The sequence below is a fragment of the Paenilisteria riparia FSL S10-1204 genome (assembly GCF_000525995.1).
Taxonomy (GTDB): Bacteria; Bacillota; Bacilli; order Lactobacillales; family Listeriaceae; genus Listeria_A; species Listeria_A riparia.
Map to the genome: position 1 here is coordinate 215,275 of NZ_AODL01000007.1, position 17,772 is coordinate 233,046.

Below are 17,772 nucleotides of genomic sequence, written 5' to 3' on the forward strand. Positions count from 1 at the left end.
CTCAAATAGTGAAAACTATACCAATTATCTATGGTTTGTGACTTCTGTTCATAGGAATAAGGAGAGGTCGCATGCTCATATTGACACAATATTAACCAACGGAGCATAAAGTCAGACTTTTTTCGAAGACTACTAAACAGTCACAAAAATATACTTGCAGAAGAAGTTTTTCATTTGATGAACAAAAAAAAGCACAAGCAAAGTAGCAAAAATCGCATTCGTAGGAGCTATCGCCTTATCCGTAGTAGCACAATCATTAAGCTCTATAGCGCAGGCAGCAACAACTACAGTAGTCGAAAACTAATCCAAACTGTAACTTTGTGTGCCTAAAAAATAGCGCCAAAATCTCCCATCAGATTTTGGCGCAGTTTTTATTTTTCCTATTGTAATAATACTTTACTTAAAATAATATACCTAATTAACTTAAGATTCTAATGCCCTAACATCAATTCCATCATTTTTCTTAACTGTCACATAATAATTCGACACCGTACGAATACCTGTCCAGCTATCTGTTGTAATTTTGGACTGTTTTACTGAATAGACTTTATATCTTTTGCGCGTTTGAACTTTATATGTAACATTTTTCTTAACATCCCAAGTATTAGTAAAGTTATATGTTGCTGAACTACTCAACTTAAATCCTAATACCGACTCAACTTTCGGGATTCCTACTTTGATAGTTCCACTGTAGGAGGTCGAAACTTTTGTAGATACCGAGAAACTAACCTTACCTGTTGAACTACTTTTCTTTCTAACCCCTTGAGTTTCCCAAGCGCCATATGCCATATTAGTATAACTTTTTGTTGTTGTCCACCTCGTAACTGGAGCTGCATCGGCCTTTTCTGGTACCAACAACATACCTGAAAATACCAAAGTAACTGCTAAAATCCCTATTATAACCCTTTTTAAATTATCTTTCATTCATAAAACCTTCATAATTTATATTTTTGTTAGAATATTTTATCTTCTTTTATCACTCTAACATATTTTACTAATTATTACAAAGTTGAGGAGATAATATCCATAAAAAGCTCTATTTATCTTGACACCTCTAAACTTTGGTAACCTATACAATCTGTCAAAAAAAAGCATCAGCAGTCCATATATTGAAAATATTACATAGAAAAACAGCTTAAAATTAGAGGTTCCCACCAAAATTTTAGCTGTTTCTTCAAAAATATGATAAAGCTCAAGAATCTATTTCTAATAAACATTTATGCGCATAACTCAAATTTTTCTAGGCTTTTAATTTTGAATGTTGTCTTCCATAAGAGAAATACACAATCAATCCAATCACAAACCAAACAGCAAATGAAATCCATGTAATTGCGGATAAATTCAAGATTAAATATACGCACAATATGAATGAGAGTGCTGGTACAAATGGGTAAAGTGGTGTTTTAAAGCCATCTGTTGGTAGATCTTTATTTTTTCGTAAAAAGAAAATTCCAAGTGAAACCATTGAGAAGGCAAACAATGTTCCAATATTAATTAACTCTGCCAACTGTTCAAGTGGCACTAAGCCAGCAACAAGACCCATCAAGATTGCAAAAATAAGTGTGTTACGAACTGGTGTATTACGTTTTCCCAATTTAGAGAAACTTTCTGGCAATAGTCCATCGCGCCCCATAGCAAATAGTAAACGCGTCCCACCATATGACATAACAAGGATTACTGTTGTCATACCAACAATCGCACCGAGTGATAGCAACCCTGCGAACCAATTTTGTCCAATAGCTTGAAGAGCGAATGCTACAGGAGCACTAATACCCTCTAAATCAGCAAAAGGTACGATTCCTGTTAAAACTGCGGATAGCAAAATATACAATAATGTACAAATTGCCAATGAAGCAATAATTCCGATGGGCATATTACGTTGTGGGTTCTTCACTTCTTCCGACGCCGTAGACACAGCATCGAAGCCAATGTAAGCAAAGAAAACTGTTGAAGCTCCTGTTATAACTCCGCTTACTCCAAAAGGTAGAAAAGGTGTCCAATTATCGGGCTTCACGTAAAAGACGCCTACAATAATAAATAAGACAACAACTGCAACCTTTACTAGAACCATTATATTATTAACACGCGTAGACTCTTTAATTCCTAAACTTAGCAAAATGCCAATCACGATAATGACTAAGAATGCTAATAAATCAAAATAAACGCCTTTACTCGGGTTATAAGAACCTGAAATTGCTTCTGGAATATGGAGGCTAAACCCAGCCAGTAAACTTTTCACGTAAGAAGCCCAACCACTCGCAATCGCCGCAACTGCAAGTCCATATTCTAGTAATAGCGACCAGCCCAGTATCCATGCAATTCCCTCACCAAACACATGGTAACTATATGTATACGCACTACCCGCAATTGGCAATTTAGAAGCAAATTCCGAATAACAAAGCGCAGCTAAGCAACAAGCTAATCCTGCAATAATAAATGAAATTATAATTCCTGGTCCTGCAACAACAGAGGCTACTTTTCCTGGTAAAATGAAAATGCCCGCCCCTACAACAGCACCCACACCTAACATCGTTAAATCAAATGCACCAAGCGTCTTATTTAAATGACGTTTCTCTCCTACATCTAAGTGAAATTTCTTTTTTCTGAAAAATGAATTATTGTTTTCCATCAAATCCCTCCAAATCTATAATACGAATTTTAGCATAATTTTCCGAATACTTCAACCGAGTTTCGCAAGAATTCTCCAACTACTTGCGATTTTCTGCCAGATACTGATAACCAAGCCTCCGAACCATCACATTCTCATGCGTCACACTTTTGCGCAACAAGTCCGCAATCATTAGTCGATCCGCAAAAACCGCCAAATCCTTGAATGCCTTCCCAAGCGCGTCCTCATTCGGCCACTCCATCTGCACCAACTGCTTCCACCGACTAAGCGCCAGTTGCAAATTCTCCTCCACATTTTCCTGCGCCCCAATATACGCAATTTCCTCACAATAAAACGAAATCCCACCGTGCTCATAATCATGCACATAAAAATGAATATCCTCAATCTCTTCTGACGAAATCTCAATATCTCTCAAATATTCAAAATACATGTCCAGTTTCAAACTACGAACCCCAATAAAACGCAGCGTCACGTCATACGCCTTCCCATCTAACTCCTCCAAAAATACCGCAGTCAAACAAGCCTTCCTCTCATAATACGGCGGCAACTCCAAATATCCATGTGAAAAGCGCAACATTGTGTCGAAATACTGCACTTGCATCCCAGGAAGTTCTTCTTGCATCCGCTCCCAGTCATGCCAATGTTTCATCAGTCCCTGCCTCCCTCATATCCACTTCACATACAACAAATTCGCGCCCAAATAGACCACCGCAAAACACGGAATCAAAATAACCGACGAAATATCCACAACGAAATACAAGTACACCGCCACCACAAAGCAAATAAACTGGCCAATCGCAACGCACTTCATCTTTCCTAGATTCACAGCCTCCTCATGATGCTCCCGCAAAAACGCCTTCGTCTTCTTCCAAAACACCACATCATCTATTTTTGCAGGCCTTCCTGTCACGCAAAAGTAAACAACCATACTCAAATAATACAACACAAAAAGACTAATCAAGCCAATAAAAATGATCAATATCATATCCATCGAAATACTCCACCCCACTTATTCATAACAAATCGCAACTTGTCCATCGAGCGCCAACACGACACACTTGCCACCATCATTCAGCTCAAATACCGGATGAAAATGCGATGACATCAACTTATTCCAAAAACGCTGGTTCTGCTTTTTCTTATAGCTCACTTTTGGCGTGCTTCCGTAAAACAAAAACGATAATTCTATCAATGCTTCATTATGACACCGTGACAAAATACGTTCCCGCTTCTCTTCTGGAATCGCCTCCGAAACAAGCCAGCCATTTTCTTTACGAAACGGAATTTTCTCCTTTTTAAAGAAATCATCGAGGTCTTCTGATGTGATTACTTGTACCAATTCATCCGCATAAATCGCATTAATCTCGCCGCGAGCTCGTGATTCTTTAACAATAGACGGATCTGATAAAACCTTACCTGTCACGCTTTCAAATGGCGCAGATATCGGCAAATTTAAATCGATTAGTAGCTCATCAGTAATCTCAAGCGGTTCCGCCTCAACAAGTGTATCAATCAAAGGAACCCGTTCCCCTGCAAGCCGTCGTTTCGCTACCTCAATGAAGTCTTTCGTCACCGTATCATTCTGCCCACAAACGAGCGCGACTGCTTGGTCATCCATTAAGAACAACACAATCCCCTCATCCTGCAAATAAAAATGAGGCTGCCATTCTGTTTTCTTTTTATGTTGTACTTTCAAAAGCTTCGGCTGGGCCTCTTTCATCAAGAATAAAGACATGCTCGAAACACCTTCAGTCACATAAAAGCCTCCGATTAAAAATTCCGCGTCACGCAAGCTTGGCATTGACACAAATATTTCATGTCCAGAATATTGATATGCTGTTCCTCTTTCTTTTAGCGCAGCTTCCAAATGCTTGTCGTACTCCATCACAACCATAGCTACATCGTTCCCGCAAATAGCAAGAATGTCCTCTGCCCCGTCGTCACTGTATTCCCAATCAAAGACAATTTCCATGGTGGACGCAGCATTAGGAATAATCTCCACCATGAAGTCTTCCGTAATCTTTTCTACACCTTCGATTTTACTCATATGTACCTCCTCTTTTCTTCTATCATACCGAGTTTCCGCCACATCTTCAATGACAAAATGATGAAAACAAAAAAAAGACCAGCTAGGGGGGCTGGTCAAAAAAAGGAGTTTTAAGGTTTCGCAATTAGAAAAAAGGGGGGAAAACTAACTGCGTCCTTATTACAGTTTCTATATTACATTACACCCATGAAAATTTTCGGAAAGGCTCATGAGAATTTCATGAAGTTTTGTCTGGTGTTTTCTCAGCATAATCGCTCTCAGGCTGTTCCCCATAAAGTCCCGATACACGCTTAAACCAGATAAACATATGTGTCACAATAACTTTCAGCACTGCATAACCCGGAACTGCAAAAATAACACCGAGTACGCCGAACAATTTCCCGGCTACTAAAATAACGAATAAAATCGTAATTGGGTGCACTTTGAGAGTCTTACCCATGACTTGTGGAGAGATAAATTTCCCTTCCAGTAATTGCACAACTACCCAAACGATGATTAATTTTAGCAACAACCATGGCGAAGTAACAATCGCAATAATAATCGCTGGTGTAATTGCAATCGCTGGCCCTAAGTAAGGCACAATACTCGTACATGCCGCAATAATCGCTAGCGTCAGCGCATACGGCAAGCCAATGATGATATAACCGATGAATAACAACACACCAATGCAAAAACTAACAATAATCTGTCCACGAATATAAGAACTAATTTGCGAATTGGATTCTTGTAACACTTGACGCGTATGCGCGCGCGAGTTAACTGGTAGCATTTTCAAAAGGAAATCTGGTAGCTTCTTGCCGTCTTTTAGTAAGTAGAAAAGTACAAGCGGTGTCGTCACAATCGCTAACACGACTTCGGTAACTGTACCAACCACACTGCCAATGCTGTCGATCGCACTGCTTACAACGCCAGCTCCTTTTTCTGAAATGGTTTTCGTAATATCGCTTAAATTCTCCTGCACTTTCGTTTTTGCTTGATCGAATAATGGTGATTGGGAGAACTCGTTAAATTGTGAAACTACTTTGTCCCAATAGCTCGGGAATGTTTTAACTAAGCTTACGATTTGGTCACGCACTGCAGGAACAATAACGCTAAATATTAATACTAAGATACCAATAATCACAAGATACAAAAGTCCAATCGACCAACCCCGGTGCCATCCCTTTTTCTCCAACCAGTCAATTAATGGGTTTAGTAAATAATACGAAATTCCCGCTAATATAATGGGTGCTGCTACGGTTGAAATGATGACCATCAACGGATGGAAAATAAACGAAATTTTCGTCAACACGTAAATATCAAGTGCTACTAATAGAAAAATAAGTAGCCCAAGCACAAATTTGTTTTCTGTGATGAATTTCTTGAATTTAGATAATGATTCTTTCATTCACTCTAACCCCTTTCTTACGCTTTGTTGAAAATTATACAAGTAAATCGCGATAAATTCACGTGCCAACCCTTATCCAACGACTAAACCTTCTGGATCAAGCTCTAGCAATGCATGTGCAAAGTAAAAATGATACCGATCTTGGAATTTGTTAAATAGCTCTGCACCCTCTTTTTGATACATCACTAATGGATCTTGTTGGCCGTAAGCCCGCAAATGAATCCCTTCACGCAATTGCACCATCTGGTCAAGATGAACGACCCACATCTGATCGAGCAAATTCAAATACACTTCCTTCTCAATATGATGAATGGTATCAGCAGGGAACTTCGCTCGTTGCTTGTGATGCCAATCAATCAACGCCTCCACAGCTTCCCGTTTCGACATTAGCGTTACCTGGTCAAAAGAAAACGGAAACTTCGTGCCACCGAGCAATTCAGCCATTCGTTCAAAGTGTACATCCTGCTCCTGACTTGGTGCAAAGACATGTTCCGCCACTTCCCGCAAAATTCGCTCCGAAAACGCACCCAACTTCTCCATACTAAGCAAGCGATCACGTTCCTCGTACACTTTTTTGCGCTGAATATCAATTACTTCATCATAAGATAGCAAATCCTTACGAATATCATAGTTCGCGCTTTCTAAACGCTTTTGTGCATCCAAAATCAATTGATGGACCTTGCGCGAACCCACCGGCTTATCGTCAAAATTATATTTCTGCTGCGTCCTGCGAACATATTTTTCCCAACGTTTATTATCAAAATGGTCAATTAGTTCGTCATCTAGCGACAAAATAAACTTACTAAAACCGGGGTCACCACGCCGGCCTGATCTTCCCATTAACTGCAAATCAATACGGCGACTTTCATGACGTTCGGTTCCAATCACGGCCAACCCGCCAAGTTTGTACACCCCTTTGTCCAGCTTAATATCCGTCCCGCGCCCAGCCATATTCGTAGCCAGCGTCACCATGCCCTTCTTCCCAGCACGCGCGATAATTTCGGCTTCCTGCGCATGGTTTTTCGCGTTTAACACTTGATGCGGAATTCCCGCTTTCGTTAACAGCTCACTAACCCATTCATTGCTCTTAATCGAGGACGTCCCAATCAAAATTGGCTGCCCACGTTCATAGCGCCACGAAACTTCATAAATAATCGCTTGCCCTTTTTGCTCCTTCGTGTAAAAAACTTCATCCGCATTATCCTCCCGATTCACACGTAAATGCGTCGGAATGACTACAACATCCATATTATAAATATGCCGGAATTCTTCTTCCTCCGTTTTGGCCGTTCCCGTCATGCCCGCAAGCTTCTTATACATTCGGAAATAATTCTGTACTGTAATCGTGGCCAGCGTCCTTGATTCCTCGCGAACCTCCACATCCTCTTTTGCCTCAATCGCTTGGTGAAGCCCATCATTAAACCGCCGTCCAGGAAGCGCCCGCCCCGTATGCGGATCAATAATCAACACTTCCCCGTCCAGCACCACATAATCCCTATCCTTCTGCATCAAAAAATGCGCCCGCAAAAGCAACATGGTAATTCGATGAAGTGGCTGATTTTCCTCTGCATACAACGAATCAATCTTCCAGAAGCGCTCGGCCTTCTCAATCCCCGCATCATGCAACCAAACAAGGCGTTTCTTCTCCTCGACCTCATAATCGTCCTTCAACATCGTCTGTACCAACTCATTGGCAACCCCATACAATGTCAAGTCCTCTTCCTTATGATCCGAAATCAAAAGCGGCGTCCGCGCCTCATCAATTAAAATCGAATCCGCCTCATCAATCAGTACAAAATCAAGCCCCGTCTGTACTTTATCATCCATCTGTCGAACCATATTGTCCCGCAAATAATCAAAGCCAAACTCAGAAGCCGTCCCGTAAATAACATCCGCCTTATAAATCGCCTGCTTCTGCTCTTTCTCAAGACCAGACACATTCAAGCCAACCGACAAGCCAAGGTATTCCAACACTTGCCCAATTTCCTCACGGTCACGCTTTGCCAAATATTCATTCGCCGTCACCAAATGCACCTTGTTCCCACGCAACACTTCTATGTACATGACAAACAACGAAACCAGCGTCTTACCTTCCCCCGTCTTCATCTCCGCAATTTTTCCGTCACCAAGCACAAACGCCCCGATCAGCTGGACCATTACCGCTTCCAGCCCAACAACCCGACGCGCCGCCTCTCTTACCAGCGTGAAAATATAAATCTGGTCTCGCTCCGTCATTTCCCGGTCTTTAAACTTGTTTAACCAGTGCTGCGTCTGTTCACGCAATGCCGCTTGATCCATCATTCTATATAAATCTTCCCGTTTCACTACCTCACGAGCTAAATTCCGGTACGCTTTTATAATTTTTCGATCATCGTAACTTTGTGCCATATTTGTAAGCCTCCTATCATCTTATTATAACCCAGAAACCCTTGTAGAACCAAACAAACTACAGATTAATTTTTACGCTAGAGATAGTGTGTCAAGAGGCATTGGAAAAGAAATTATTACATTTTGATTACAAATTCCTATTGTTTTTTAGAAATAGGTTTCGTTTTACGCAAGTTCAACTGGATGAATATGCATATTAGTAAAACAACAAGCCCAACCCCATGCGTCTAGCGAAGAATCAAAACAGATGTTCTAATTTCTCCTCTTTACAGCAATGTTACAGAAAATACCGCGTGTTTATAGATTCGCGCCAAATCCTTATTTCTCCATTTGTAATTTAAATTATTTCCCCGTAAAATGGGTATTACATGAGTATGTAAATAAAGACCTAGAATCAAAAGAGTGGGAAGGAGTTTTAAAAAATATGAAAAAGGCGGCACTAGCAACGGCAACGGCGGGAATCGCGGTTACGGCCTTTGCAGCACCAACTATCGCATCCGCGAACACAGTCATTGTACAAGCAGGGGACACACTATGGGGAATTGCACAAAAAGCAGGTACTGACGTTGATACCATTAAAAAAGCAAATAAATTAACTTCAGATACAATCCATCCCGGTCAAAAATTAGAAATCGTAAAACAAACAGAGGAAGCAGCAAAAGCTGTTAATGCGACATGGCTAAATGTTCGCCAAGGTCCAAGCGTTGATAATTCTATCATCACTTCTATCAAAGGCGGTACACAAGTCACTGTCCAATCCACAGAAGCAAACGGCTGGAACAAAGTCGAATACGCAGACGGTAAAACTGGTTACGTAAACGGTAAATACCTATCTGACGTGTCCGAAGTAACTGCTCCTGTTTCCGCACCAACACCTAGCGCTCCAGCTACAACAAATGAAACAGTAACAGAGCAAGATACAGCAACACCTGCACCAGCAGAAGCACCAAAAGTAGAAGTAACGCAACCAGTAGCAGAACAAGAAGTCTCTGCCAACGCAACAACCTATACAGTAAAAAACGGTGACACACTTTGGGCGTTATCTACCAAATTTGGCGTATCCGTTCAAAAATTAATGTCTTGGAACAACCTATCCTCCTCTTCTATCTATGTTGGACAAGTTTTAGCAGTAGCAGAAAGCGAAGCAAAAGCACCACAAGCTGAGCAAGAAGTCACTGCACCAGCTCCAAAAGAAGAGACTTCTGAAACCGTAACAGAAGAAGCAACACCTCCTGTTCAAGAAGAAGCTAAAGAAGAAGCACAAGCTCCAACCACACCTCCAAAAGAGGAGCAAAAAGAAGCAACTCCGGTCGTTCAAGTAGACACAAATGCATCTACATACACAGTGCAAGCCGGTGATTCCCTTGGTAAAATCGCAACGCTTTTCGGAACTAGTGTAGCTAACCTAAAAGCGTTGAACAATCTGTCTGATGATACCATCATTGTTGGTGATGAGTTGAAAGTCAAAGGTTCAGCACCTGTCAAAGAAACAGTGACAGAACAAGAACAACAAACACCAGAAGTAAAACCTGAAACACAACAACCAACCGTAAAGCCGGACACACAACAACCAAGCAATCCAGCTCCAAGCGTTACTAAACCAAGCAAACCTACTGTAGACACATCTAACACAACGAACTACACTGTCCAAAGTGGCGATTCATACTACACAATCGCACAAAAATTTGGCACAACAGTAGATAACTTGAAAGCACTAAATAACGCGACAAGCGATAGCCTACAAGTCGGCGATGTATTAAAAGTTAAAGGCACAGCATCCAACACAACAAACGTAAACAAAACCTACAAACAATAACAATGCTAGCAAACCTTCTAATACAAATAATAATAGCAGTAGCAGTTCAAGCACAAATAGCAGCAGTGACTCATCATCAGCTTCTGCCAGCTACAGCTCCCTAATCAACGAAGCGGAAAAGCACCTAGGCAAAGCTTATTCTTGGGGCGGAAATGGCCCATCAACATTTGATTGCTCTGGTTATACAAAATATGTCTTCGCTAAATTAGGCATTTCTATTCCACGTACATCTGGCTCACAGTACGCTGCAGCAACTAAAATCAGCGCAAGCCAAGCACAACCAGGCGACCTAGTATTCTTTAACTACGGAAGCGGTATTGCACACGTTGGAATCTACGTTGGGAACGGTCAAATGATTGATGCGCAAGACAACGGCGTGAAGTATGACAATATTACATCTGGCTACTGGGCGAAATACCTTGTTGGTTACGGCCGCGTAGCAAACTTCTAAAAAATAAACAAAACCGTGACGGGCATTCTCGTTGCGGTTTTTTGTTGTCCATTATGATATAGTAAAAGTATCACTTTTTAAATGAGGATGAAATGAATGAACGAAATAACATTGAAAATAAAAAAGAAATACGCCAACCAATACATACAAGGCTACCCCCTACTAACAAAAGACGTCTTGCAAAGTCTGCCTGACCTAAAAGAAGGCTCCATTCTACGACTCACAGATGAAAATAATCGCTTTATCGCCAAAGGCTACCACGGGAATCAAAATAAAGGCATCGGCTGGATACTGACGCACGACGAGTCACAACCATTAAATCAAGCGTTCTTCCAAACCCTATTCAAAGAAGCCTTCGCCAAACGGCAAGCCTTTTTTCATGACGAAGCGACCACCGCATTTCGTATTTTCAACGGAGAAGGCGATGGTTTAGGCGGTCTTACAATCGATTTTTACGATGGTTTCTTAGTTTTGCAATGGTATAGCCATGGCATTTACGAATGGAAAAACATACTGATTGCGGCTTTACACGACGTATTAGAACCTCGAGGCATCTATGAAAAACGCCGCTTCGATGACAAGGGGCAATACGTAGAAAGCGATGATTTTTTGACAGGCGAAGTGGCTCCTGAACCACTGATTGTCAAAGAAAATGGTATAAACTACGCAGTATATTTAAACGATGGCGCAATGACTGGCATTTTTTTAGATCAGCGTGATGTTCGTAAAACCATTTGCGACACATATGCCTTAGGTCGAACCGTTTTGAATACATTCTCGTACACAGGGGCTTTTTCTGTAGCCGCAGCATTTGGCGGTGCCACACACACAACCAATATCGACGTTGCAAACCGTAGCATTCCAAAAACACGCGAACAATTCAGCGTCAACGGCATGGACCCAGCAGCACACACCATCATGGCCGAAGATGTCTTCCAGTATTTCAAATACGCCAGCCGCAAAGAATTGAGCTTTGACCTAGTCATCCTAGACCCACCCAGCTTCGCCCGTACCAAGAAAACAACATTCAGCGTCGCCAAAGACTATGGCAAGCTCCTAGAACAAAGCATCCAGATCACCAATAAAAACGGTATCATCGTCGCATCCACCAACTACGCAGGATACGGCATGGACAAATTCAAAAAAGTAGTCCAAGAAGCCTTCACCAACCAGAACCGCCGTTACAAAATCGTCGAAGAATTCACCCTCCCAGCCGATTTCGCAACACGCAAAACTTTCAAAGAAGGCAATTATTTAAAAGTCTTATTTTTAGAGGTAGCCTAAAAAAATAAACCTGCGCGCTAGTCCATAGCATTCGCAGGTTCTGTCTTTATTTGCGCCAAAACGTCGTACAATCCGCTTTATCTGCAATATTAAAATCAATAATCGTCTTGATTAGCGTGTAATCCACCGGTTTGTCCCAAGGTATCTGAATAAGCATTTTGGTTGTGGGATAGCCGGAAGCAGCAATCGCGTCCGCCAGACGAACCATACCTTCCCCTTCTGGAGCAATCGCCATATGCTTTTTAGATACACTAAACCCGATAATAAACGTCCCATGATCCGTAAACATTGGCTGATTCCAAGCAATTCGCTGTCCCAAATCCGGATATTCCGTTTCAATCCACGCTAGCACTTCCGCCATACGCGCCTGATGCTCAGGACTTTCAATGTTTCCAATATACTCTTCAAAAACTTCCACGTGTTCCCCTCCTAATGGTTGCGCTATAATAAAACTCGATTACTTCCATTCTAACGTAAACAAACCAAAATACAAACAAAAAAGGAGCAGTTTTTCATGAAAATACAAGTTGTTACTTATTCCAACACATGGCCAGCAATGTACCAAAGCGAATCCGAACAAATTTCCACGATTCTAGGAGATAATCTCGTCGCCATTTACCATATCGGCAGCACCTCGGTGCCAGGCTTACAAGCAAAGCCAATTATCGACATCATGCCAGTCGTTCGAAATATCACCGCTGTCGACGCCCATAATAACGCTTTTGAAAAGTTGGGCTATGAATGCATGGGTGAATTTGGCATGCCTGGCCGTCGTTATTTCCGTAAAGGAGCTGAGACACGCACACACCAAATTCATATTTTTGAGGAAGCAAATCAAGTGGATATTACCCGTCATTTAGCCGTCCGCGATTATTTGCGCACACATCAAGACGCTGCCAATGCTTACGGTGAGCTAAAAGCCAAGCTAGCCACCGAGTATCCGGATGATATTGATGGGTATTGTGATGGGAAAGATGCGTTTGTGAAAGAGATGGAGCGAGAAGCAATCCGTTGGAAAAAAGTAAATTAGATTAACACAACTTTAACAACTGAAAAAAATAGGAATCTTGTGCTACACTTTTCTAAAGTGTAAAAACAAGATTCCTGCTTGAAAATTGATATGCTCCCTATAAAGTAGACAATGGAAAAAACAAAAATTCCAAATCTATTTTATAAGGGAGTTTTTTTATATGTCTAAACGCACACGTTTTTCAGTGGAGGAAAAATACGAAGCAGTAAAAAAATGTTTACAAGGGGAAATTTCTATTACTAGTATGTCCAAACAGTTAGGAATCCAATTCGAAACCGTCAAGACGTGGATTGTAAGATGGGAGCTCGATGGGCTACAGGGCTTACAGGAAAAGCATACGAACAAAAAATATAGTGAGGCGCTCAAACGAAAGGCGGTAGAAGCTCGACTTGTAAGCAAAGATACCATTCAAGAAGTACTCCGCACCTACCAGATTTCAAGCACGAGTGTTCTCAATCAATGGATTTCCAAGTATACTAATGGAGAAGTCAGCAAATTGACAAATCCGAGTAAGGGGAAATCCAACATGTATTATCCAGGTCGAAAAACAACGTTTAAAGAACGATTAGAAATTACGCCGTTTACCATCGCACATGAAAAAAACTACCAACTAGCTACCGAAACCTACCAGGTTTCCTACAATCAAGTGTACAGTTGGGTACAAAAATATCAAGCGCTAGAAGAAGACGCATTACAAGATCGGCGCGGTAGTTCCAAGTCAAAAGAAGAGCTCACAGAAACAGAAATGCTCACCCTACGAATCAAAGAACTAGAGGCACAAAACGAACGCTTAGAAATAGAGAACGCCATCGCAAAAAAGTTGCAGTGGATCGAGCAAAAATACCAAGACTTTCATTAATCCGACAAGAGGATATCTATTGTGTCATCGCAGCACTACGGGAAAAGTATCCCCTTGTGAAATTATGCGAAGTAGCAGGGATTGCTCAGTCTTCCTACTACAAATGGCTAAACCGCCAAGCCTCTGTTAGCGAGTTAATAAATCAAGAACTGGAGAAAAAAATAATCGAAATTGCGGAACAAGTGCATCATATTTACGGCTATCGTCGGATGACCTTAGCGGTCAATCGTGCTTTACATACGAACTATAATTGGAAAAGAATTCGCCGAAAAAAACCAAAATGGTTTAAACCCACGGCAGAGCACACGGCTAAAAATATGCTTTGTTGCCAATTCCATGCCACACAGCCCAATGAAAAATGGTGTACGGATGTGACAGAATTAAAGTATGGCAACAGGCGTAAAAAATACCTAAGCGCGATAAAGCGAGCGATAAAACGTAACCCAAAAGCAAGACCTATGATTCACAGTAATCGAGGGTTTCAATACACCAGTCATGCGTACAGACAACTAAGGGAGAAATTTCAATTTCAATTGAGTATGTCGCGTGTCGCCAAATGTTTAGACAATCAGCCGATTGAGAGTTTTTGGGGAACACTGAAAGCAGAATATTATTACCTCCATTCCATTGAATCAGAAAACGAATTAATCCGAGGGATTCATACCTACATCGATTTTTACCAGAATGAGCGTGTTGTCGCCAAATTTAATGGCCTTACTCCGAGTGAATATCGAAATAAGGCCATTATTTAAAACTATTTTGTGTTGGCAGCACTTTTTCTTGACCTAAACAAATCCATTTATTTTTGTTTTTTAGCCTGTCTACTTGACAGGGAGCAGTTCAAATTGATCATAACCTGTCTAACTTATTTTTTAGAACGACGAACTAGCCAATACATAAAACCGCCTACAAGTGCAACTGTAACTGCAATTATTACAATTGTGTATATAATGTCAAAAGTATTATTCATTTTACCCTCCCAATATGTAATTTGTATTGCATTATCTCCATATTCTATGTTATTATAACATAGAAAGCGCTTTTAATAAACTATTACATAAAAAGGAGTGGTTTTTTTTGAAAAAAAAACAGGATTATCGGCTTTAATGTTCATACTTATACTATTAGTAATTATGTATCCTCTACAAACGGTTGAAGCAACAAGTATAAGTAAAAAATTAGACACTGTTGAGGAAAAATACGACTTAGAGGAAATAAGTGTAGCAGAAGCAAAAGAACTTGGGGCAATTCCAATTAAATTTAATACAATCGATGAGCTAGACAAATTTTTAGCCCAAGAAGAAGCTAAAGAAGAAGCGCTGGCTAAAGAAAATGTACTAGTAGAGAATGAAGAGAAATCTACATTTGCAATATCCGATATACCTATCTTATCTCTATTTATTTCTAAAGCTAATGCTGCTAGTTCTACTGCCTCTAAAACACTCTGGTCAAACGGTGTATCTACAACCAAGGGATATGCTCGAGTAACTAAGGATAAGGATAAAAAAATTACTGCTGTATCTACTTGGTCAAATCAATCTGGGGTCCCATGGCCTATAGGGTGGGAAAGTGTAACAAGTTATCATTCATTAAAAAGTGGGAAAAAATCTGGAACTGCAACTTTTAAAGGAAATAAAATATACTATCTAATTTTACCTGTGCGAGATATGGCTTACAAAAAATATACTTCCTATACAATGGGATTCTGATGTGAACAAACAAAAAATAATTTTTGGAGTTATCCTGTGCTTAGGAATAATATTTTGCATTAACAAGTATCTATATTCATTAGTCATGGTAAATGGTGATTCGATGAATCCAAGCCTTACCGATGGTGAGTTAAAGTTAATGGTGAAATCGAAAATCGGTAACATCAATAGATTTGATATTATAGTATTCCAAGATACAGATTCATCTGATTTAATGATTAAAAGGGTAATTGGGTTACCTCAAGAAGTTGTTCAGTATAAAGATAATCATTTATTCGTAGATGGAAAATTAGTGTACGAAGATTTTATAATGGGACTCTCGGATACAGACCCCAATTATCTAACCAAAAATTTTTCTACTCACAAAATAACAAAGAATCATTACTTTGTACTAGGAGATAACCGTCAACTAAGTGATGATAGCAGGTTATACGGGACAGTTAACATAGATAAAATTATCGGTGTTATTAGGTACACGCCTACTAAATAACTATTCCCGCTAACCCAGAAAATGCACTCAAAATATTGCTTTGCGTAGTCCTTAGTATTTATTCTACCAACCTAGAGAGCCTTCAAATCATTTTTGGGGGCTTTTTTTAATTTTCCAATCATGATATACTATTACGGTATTCCTATCGCACATGTAAAAAAAGATACACAATCAAATTTTTAGAAGGAGATGACTCATTTGGAAAAAATATTAGTTCTAGGAGCCACTGGTAACATCGGCTTCACAGTTGTTCAAACATTGGTAGAAGCGGGACATCAAGTTCGTGCCGGCGTTTCCAATCTCGAAAAAAGTAAAGCACTGTGGCAAGGTAATAACTTGGTGGATGTTGTGCATTTTAATTTTTTAGATGCGGGCACGTATGCCAGCGCACTAGAAGGTATTTCAAAAGTTTTCTTTGTCCGTCCACCCCAACTATCGAAGCCTAAGGAAGACATGTTCCCATTTTTACACTTTCTAAAAGAGCGGCAAATTGCGCATGTTGTTTTTGTTTCGCTTATTGGAGTTGAGAAGAATCCGGTAACACCACATCATAAGATTGAAAAAGAAATGATGCGCCTGGACCTTCCATTTACTTTTTTACGTCCTAGTTTTTTCATGCAGAATCTCAATACGACACATCAGGAAGATATTCAAAAACATGATGATTTATTCATACCTGCAGGCAAAGCGCGAACGAGCTTTATTGATACACGCGACATTGGAGAAATCGCTGCTATTTGCTTGATGAATACCCCACAACATATTGAAAAAAAAATATAGCATTACTGGAGAAGAAGCATTGACGTATTATGAAGTAGCAGAGAAAATGACCGCGATACTAGGGAGAGAAATAACATACAGCAAGCCATCGCTATTAAGATTTCGCGCAACGATAATAAAACGCGGAACCCCAAAAGCGTTCGCCAACGTCATGACCATGCTTTACTTCATTACCCAAATGGGAAACGCAAAACAAATAACCCCAACAGCAAAGGAATTATTGCACCATGAGCCTACTTCGTTTGATCAGTATGTTAAAGATTATCGTGAGTATTTTTTGTAATGGCTGGAGAATAGATTGCATTGGCCGCAGACATTACTCATTAGATTAAGAGAATGTCTGCCAAAACAATCGTAAATAGTTAGATTTATATTTCACATTACTCTGGTAAAAAAGGGGGTGTATAAGTGCGCCCTTTTCCTAATTTATGTTTCATATTACTTAGATAAAAACAATTACTTTCCTAAACCAAACTTCTACTTCTGTTTTATTTACATTTCACATTACTTAGATAAAAACTCTTTATCAACTGTTCGCGTCATTATATTTACGCTATTTACATTTCACATTACTTAGATAAAAACATCCTACTTCTATTACTATCTCTTTTTTTTTAAGAACATTTACATTTCACATTACTTAGATAAAAACGTTAGGCAGTCGAGAGCTAAAAGGAGACGTTAAAAAATTTACATTTCACATTACTTAGATAAAAACTTGATTTTAGTATTTCATCATAATAAGTAGCCTTATTTACATTTCACATTACTTAGATAAAAACGCAGAGGGTAAGGCGCCTAAACGGATACAATCATTATATTTACATTTCACATTACTTAGATAAAAACGCATATGACTTATCAAAGCAAGCACAGCAAGAATCATTTACATTTCACATTAC

Annotated in this window: 18 protein-coding genes and 1 CRISPR repeat array (1 of these 19 only partly in view); of the genes, 10 read left to right on the forward strand and 8 right to left on the reverse strand. The window is 39.9% G+C overall.

From position 1 onward, the window contains the following. Nucleotides 1-423 precede the first annotated feature (423 nt). The 7 genes from PRIP_RS05825 to secA2 form a co-directional block, all read right to left on the reverse strand. A complete protein-coding gene (locus PRIP_RS05825; protein WP_036100083.1) occupies nt 424-924 on the reverse strand; it encodes a hypothetical protein in 501 nt (166 codons plus the stop codon). 316 nt (nt 925-1,240) lie between these two features. Next, entirely contained in the window at nt 1,241-2,629 is a 1,389-nt protein-coding gene (locus PRIP_RS05830; protein WP_036100085.1) for a branched-chain amino acid transporter BcaP, read from the reverse strand. A gap of 79 nt (nt 2,630-2,708) precedes the next feature. After that, nucleotides 2,709-3,278 carry a hypothetical protein gene (locus PRIP_RS05835; RefSeq protein WP_036100087.1) on the reverse strand — a complete coding sequence of 190 codons (570 nt, stop codon included), beginning with the start codon at nt 3,276-3,278 and terminating at the stop codon, nt 2,709-2,711. A 15-nt stretch (nt 3,279-3,293) separates the two neighbouring features. Further along, complete coding sequence (locus tag PRIP_RS05840; RefSeq protein WP_036100089.1) at nt 3,294-3,620, reverse strand: hypothetical protein; 327 nt, start codon at nt 3,618-3,620, stop codon at nt 3,294-3,296. 18 nt (nt 3,621-3,638) lie between these two features. Further along, nucleotides 3,639-4,676: a hypothetical protein gene (locus tag PRIP_RS05845; RefSeq protein WP_036100090.1), complete on the reverse strand. Its 1,038-nt coding sequence runs from the start codon at nt 4,674-4,676 to the stop codon at nt 3,639-3,641. A 217-nt stretch (nt 4,677-4,893) separates the two neighbouring features. Next, complete coding sequence (locus tag PRIP_RS05850) at nt 4,894-6,063, reverse strand: AI-2E family transporter (RefSeq protein WP_036100091.1); 1,170 nt, start codon at nt 6,061-6,063, stop codon at nt 4,894-4,896. A gap of 72 nt (nt 6,064-6,135) precedes the next feature. Beyond that, nucleotides 6,136-8,451, reverse strand: a complete 2,316-nt coding sequence (gene secA2 / locus PRIP_RS05855; RefSeq protein WP_036100092.1) for an accessory Sec system translocase SecA2 — start codon at nt 8,449-8,451, stop codon at nt 6,136-6,138. A 424-nt stretch (nt 8,452-8,875) separates the two neighbouring features. Here secA2 and PRIP_RS16180 point away from each other — a divergent pair, with 424 nt between their 5' ends. The 3 genes from PRIP_RS16180 (at nt 8,876) to PRIP_RS05870 (ending at nt 12,002) form a co-directional block, all read left to right on the forward strand. Then, a complete protein-coding gene (locus PRIP_RS16180; protein ID WP_173400770.1) occupies nt 8,876-10,267 on the forward strand; it encodes a LysM peptidoglycan-binding domain-containing protein in 1,392 nt (463 codons plus the stop codon). A 103-nt stretch (nt 10,268-10,370) separates the two neighbouring features. After that, nucleotides 10,371-10,718: an NlpC/P60 family protein gene (locus PRIP_RS17290; RefSeq protein ID WP_173400776.1), complete on the forward strand. Its 348-nt coding sequence runs from the start codon at nt 10,371-10,373 to the stop codon at nt 10,716-10,718. Nucleotides 10,719-10,814: 96 nt separating this feature from the next. Beyond that, entirely contained in the window at nt 10,815-12,002 is a 1,188-nt protein-coding gene (locus PRIP_RS05870; RefSeq protein ID WP_036100093.1) for a class I SAM-dependent rRNA methyltransferase, read from the forward strand. Nucleotides 12,003-12,048: 46 nt separating this feature from the next. Here the strand turns inward: PRIP_RS05870 and PRIP_RS05875 are convergent, their stop codons facing one another. After that, nucleotides 12,049-12,420 carry an iron chaperone gene (locus PRIP_RS05875; RefSeq protein ID WP_036100095.1) on the reverse strand — a complete coding sequence of 124 codons (372 nt, stop codon included), beginning with the start codon at nt 12,418-12,420 and terminating at the stop codon, nt 12,049-12,051. A 96-nt stretch (nt 12,421-12,516) separates the two neighbouring features. Here PRIP_RS05875 and PRIP_RS05880 point away from each other — a divergent pair, with 96 nt between their 5' ends. The 7 genes from PRIP_RS05880 to PRIP_RS17395 all read left to right on the forward strand — a co-directional run bounded on the left by PRIP_RS05880 (nt 12,517) and on the right by PRIP_RS17395 (nt 17,153). Next, nucleotides 12,517-13,032, forward strand: coding sequence for a GrpB family protein (locus PRIP_RS05880; RefSeq protein WP_036100097.1), 516 nt, complete (start codon nt 12,517-12,519; stop codon nt 13,030-13,032). Nucleotides 13,033-13,192: 160 nt separating this feature from the next. Beyond that, nucleotides 13,193-13,891 (forward strand): helix-turn-helix domain-containing protein, encoded by a 699-nt coding sequence (locus tag PRIP_RS05885; RefSeq protein WP_036100099.1) that lies wholly within the window; start codon nt 13,193-13,195, stop codon nt 13,889-13,891. A gap of 56 nt (nt 13,892-13,947) precedes the next feature. Continuing rightward, the gene (locus PRIP_RS05890) at nt 13,948-14,643 is read left to right on the forward strand and encodes an IS3 family transposase (protein WP_036100101.1); all 696 of its coding nucleotides are present in this window, start codon (nt 13,948-13,950) and stop codon (nt 14,641-14,643) included. 315 nt (nt 14,644-14,958) lie between these two features. Beyond that, nucleotides 14,959-15,600, forward strand: a complete 642-nt coding sequence (locus PRIP_RS05895) for a hypothetical protein (RefSeq protein ID WP_149023767.1) — start codon at nt 14,959-14,961, stop codon at nt 15,598-15,600. A 1-nt stretch (nt 15,601) separates the two neighbouring features. Further along, nucleotides 15,602-16,090: a signal peptidase I gene (lepB, locus tag PRIP_RS05900; protein WP_052008745.1), complete on the forward strand. Its 489-nt coding sequence runs from the start codon at nt 15,602-15,604 to the stop codon at nt 16,088-16,090. 198 nt (nt 16,091-16,288) lie between these two features. Further along, nucleotides 16,289-16,870 carry an SDR family oxidoreductase gene (locus PRIP_RS05905; RefSeq protein ID WP_206538186.1) on the forward strand — a complete coding sequence of 194 codons (582 nt, stop codon included), beginning with the start codon at nt 16,289-16,291 and terminating at the stop codon, nt 16,868-16,870. Nucleotides 16,871-16,889: 19 nt separating this feature from the next. Continuing rightward, on the forward strand, nt 16,890-17,153 hold the full coding sequence (locus tag PRIP_RS17395) for a Rossmann-fold NAD(P)-binding domain-containing protein (RefSeq protein ID WP_206538187.1): 264 nt from the start codon (nt 16,890-16,892) through the stop codon (nt 17,151-17,153). Nucleotides 17,154-17,236: 83 nt separating this feature from the next. Further along, a CRISPR array of direct repeats spans nt 17,237-17,772; the repeat unit is 30 nt; unit sequence ATTTACATTTCACATTACTTAGATAAAAAC (it continues 991 nt past the right edge of the window).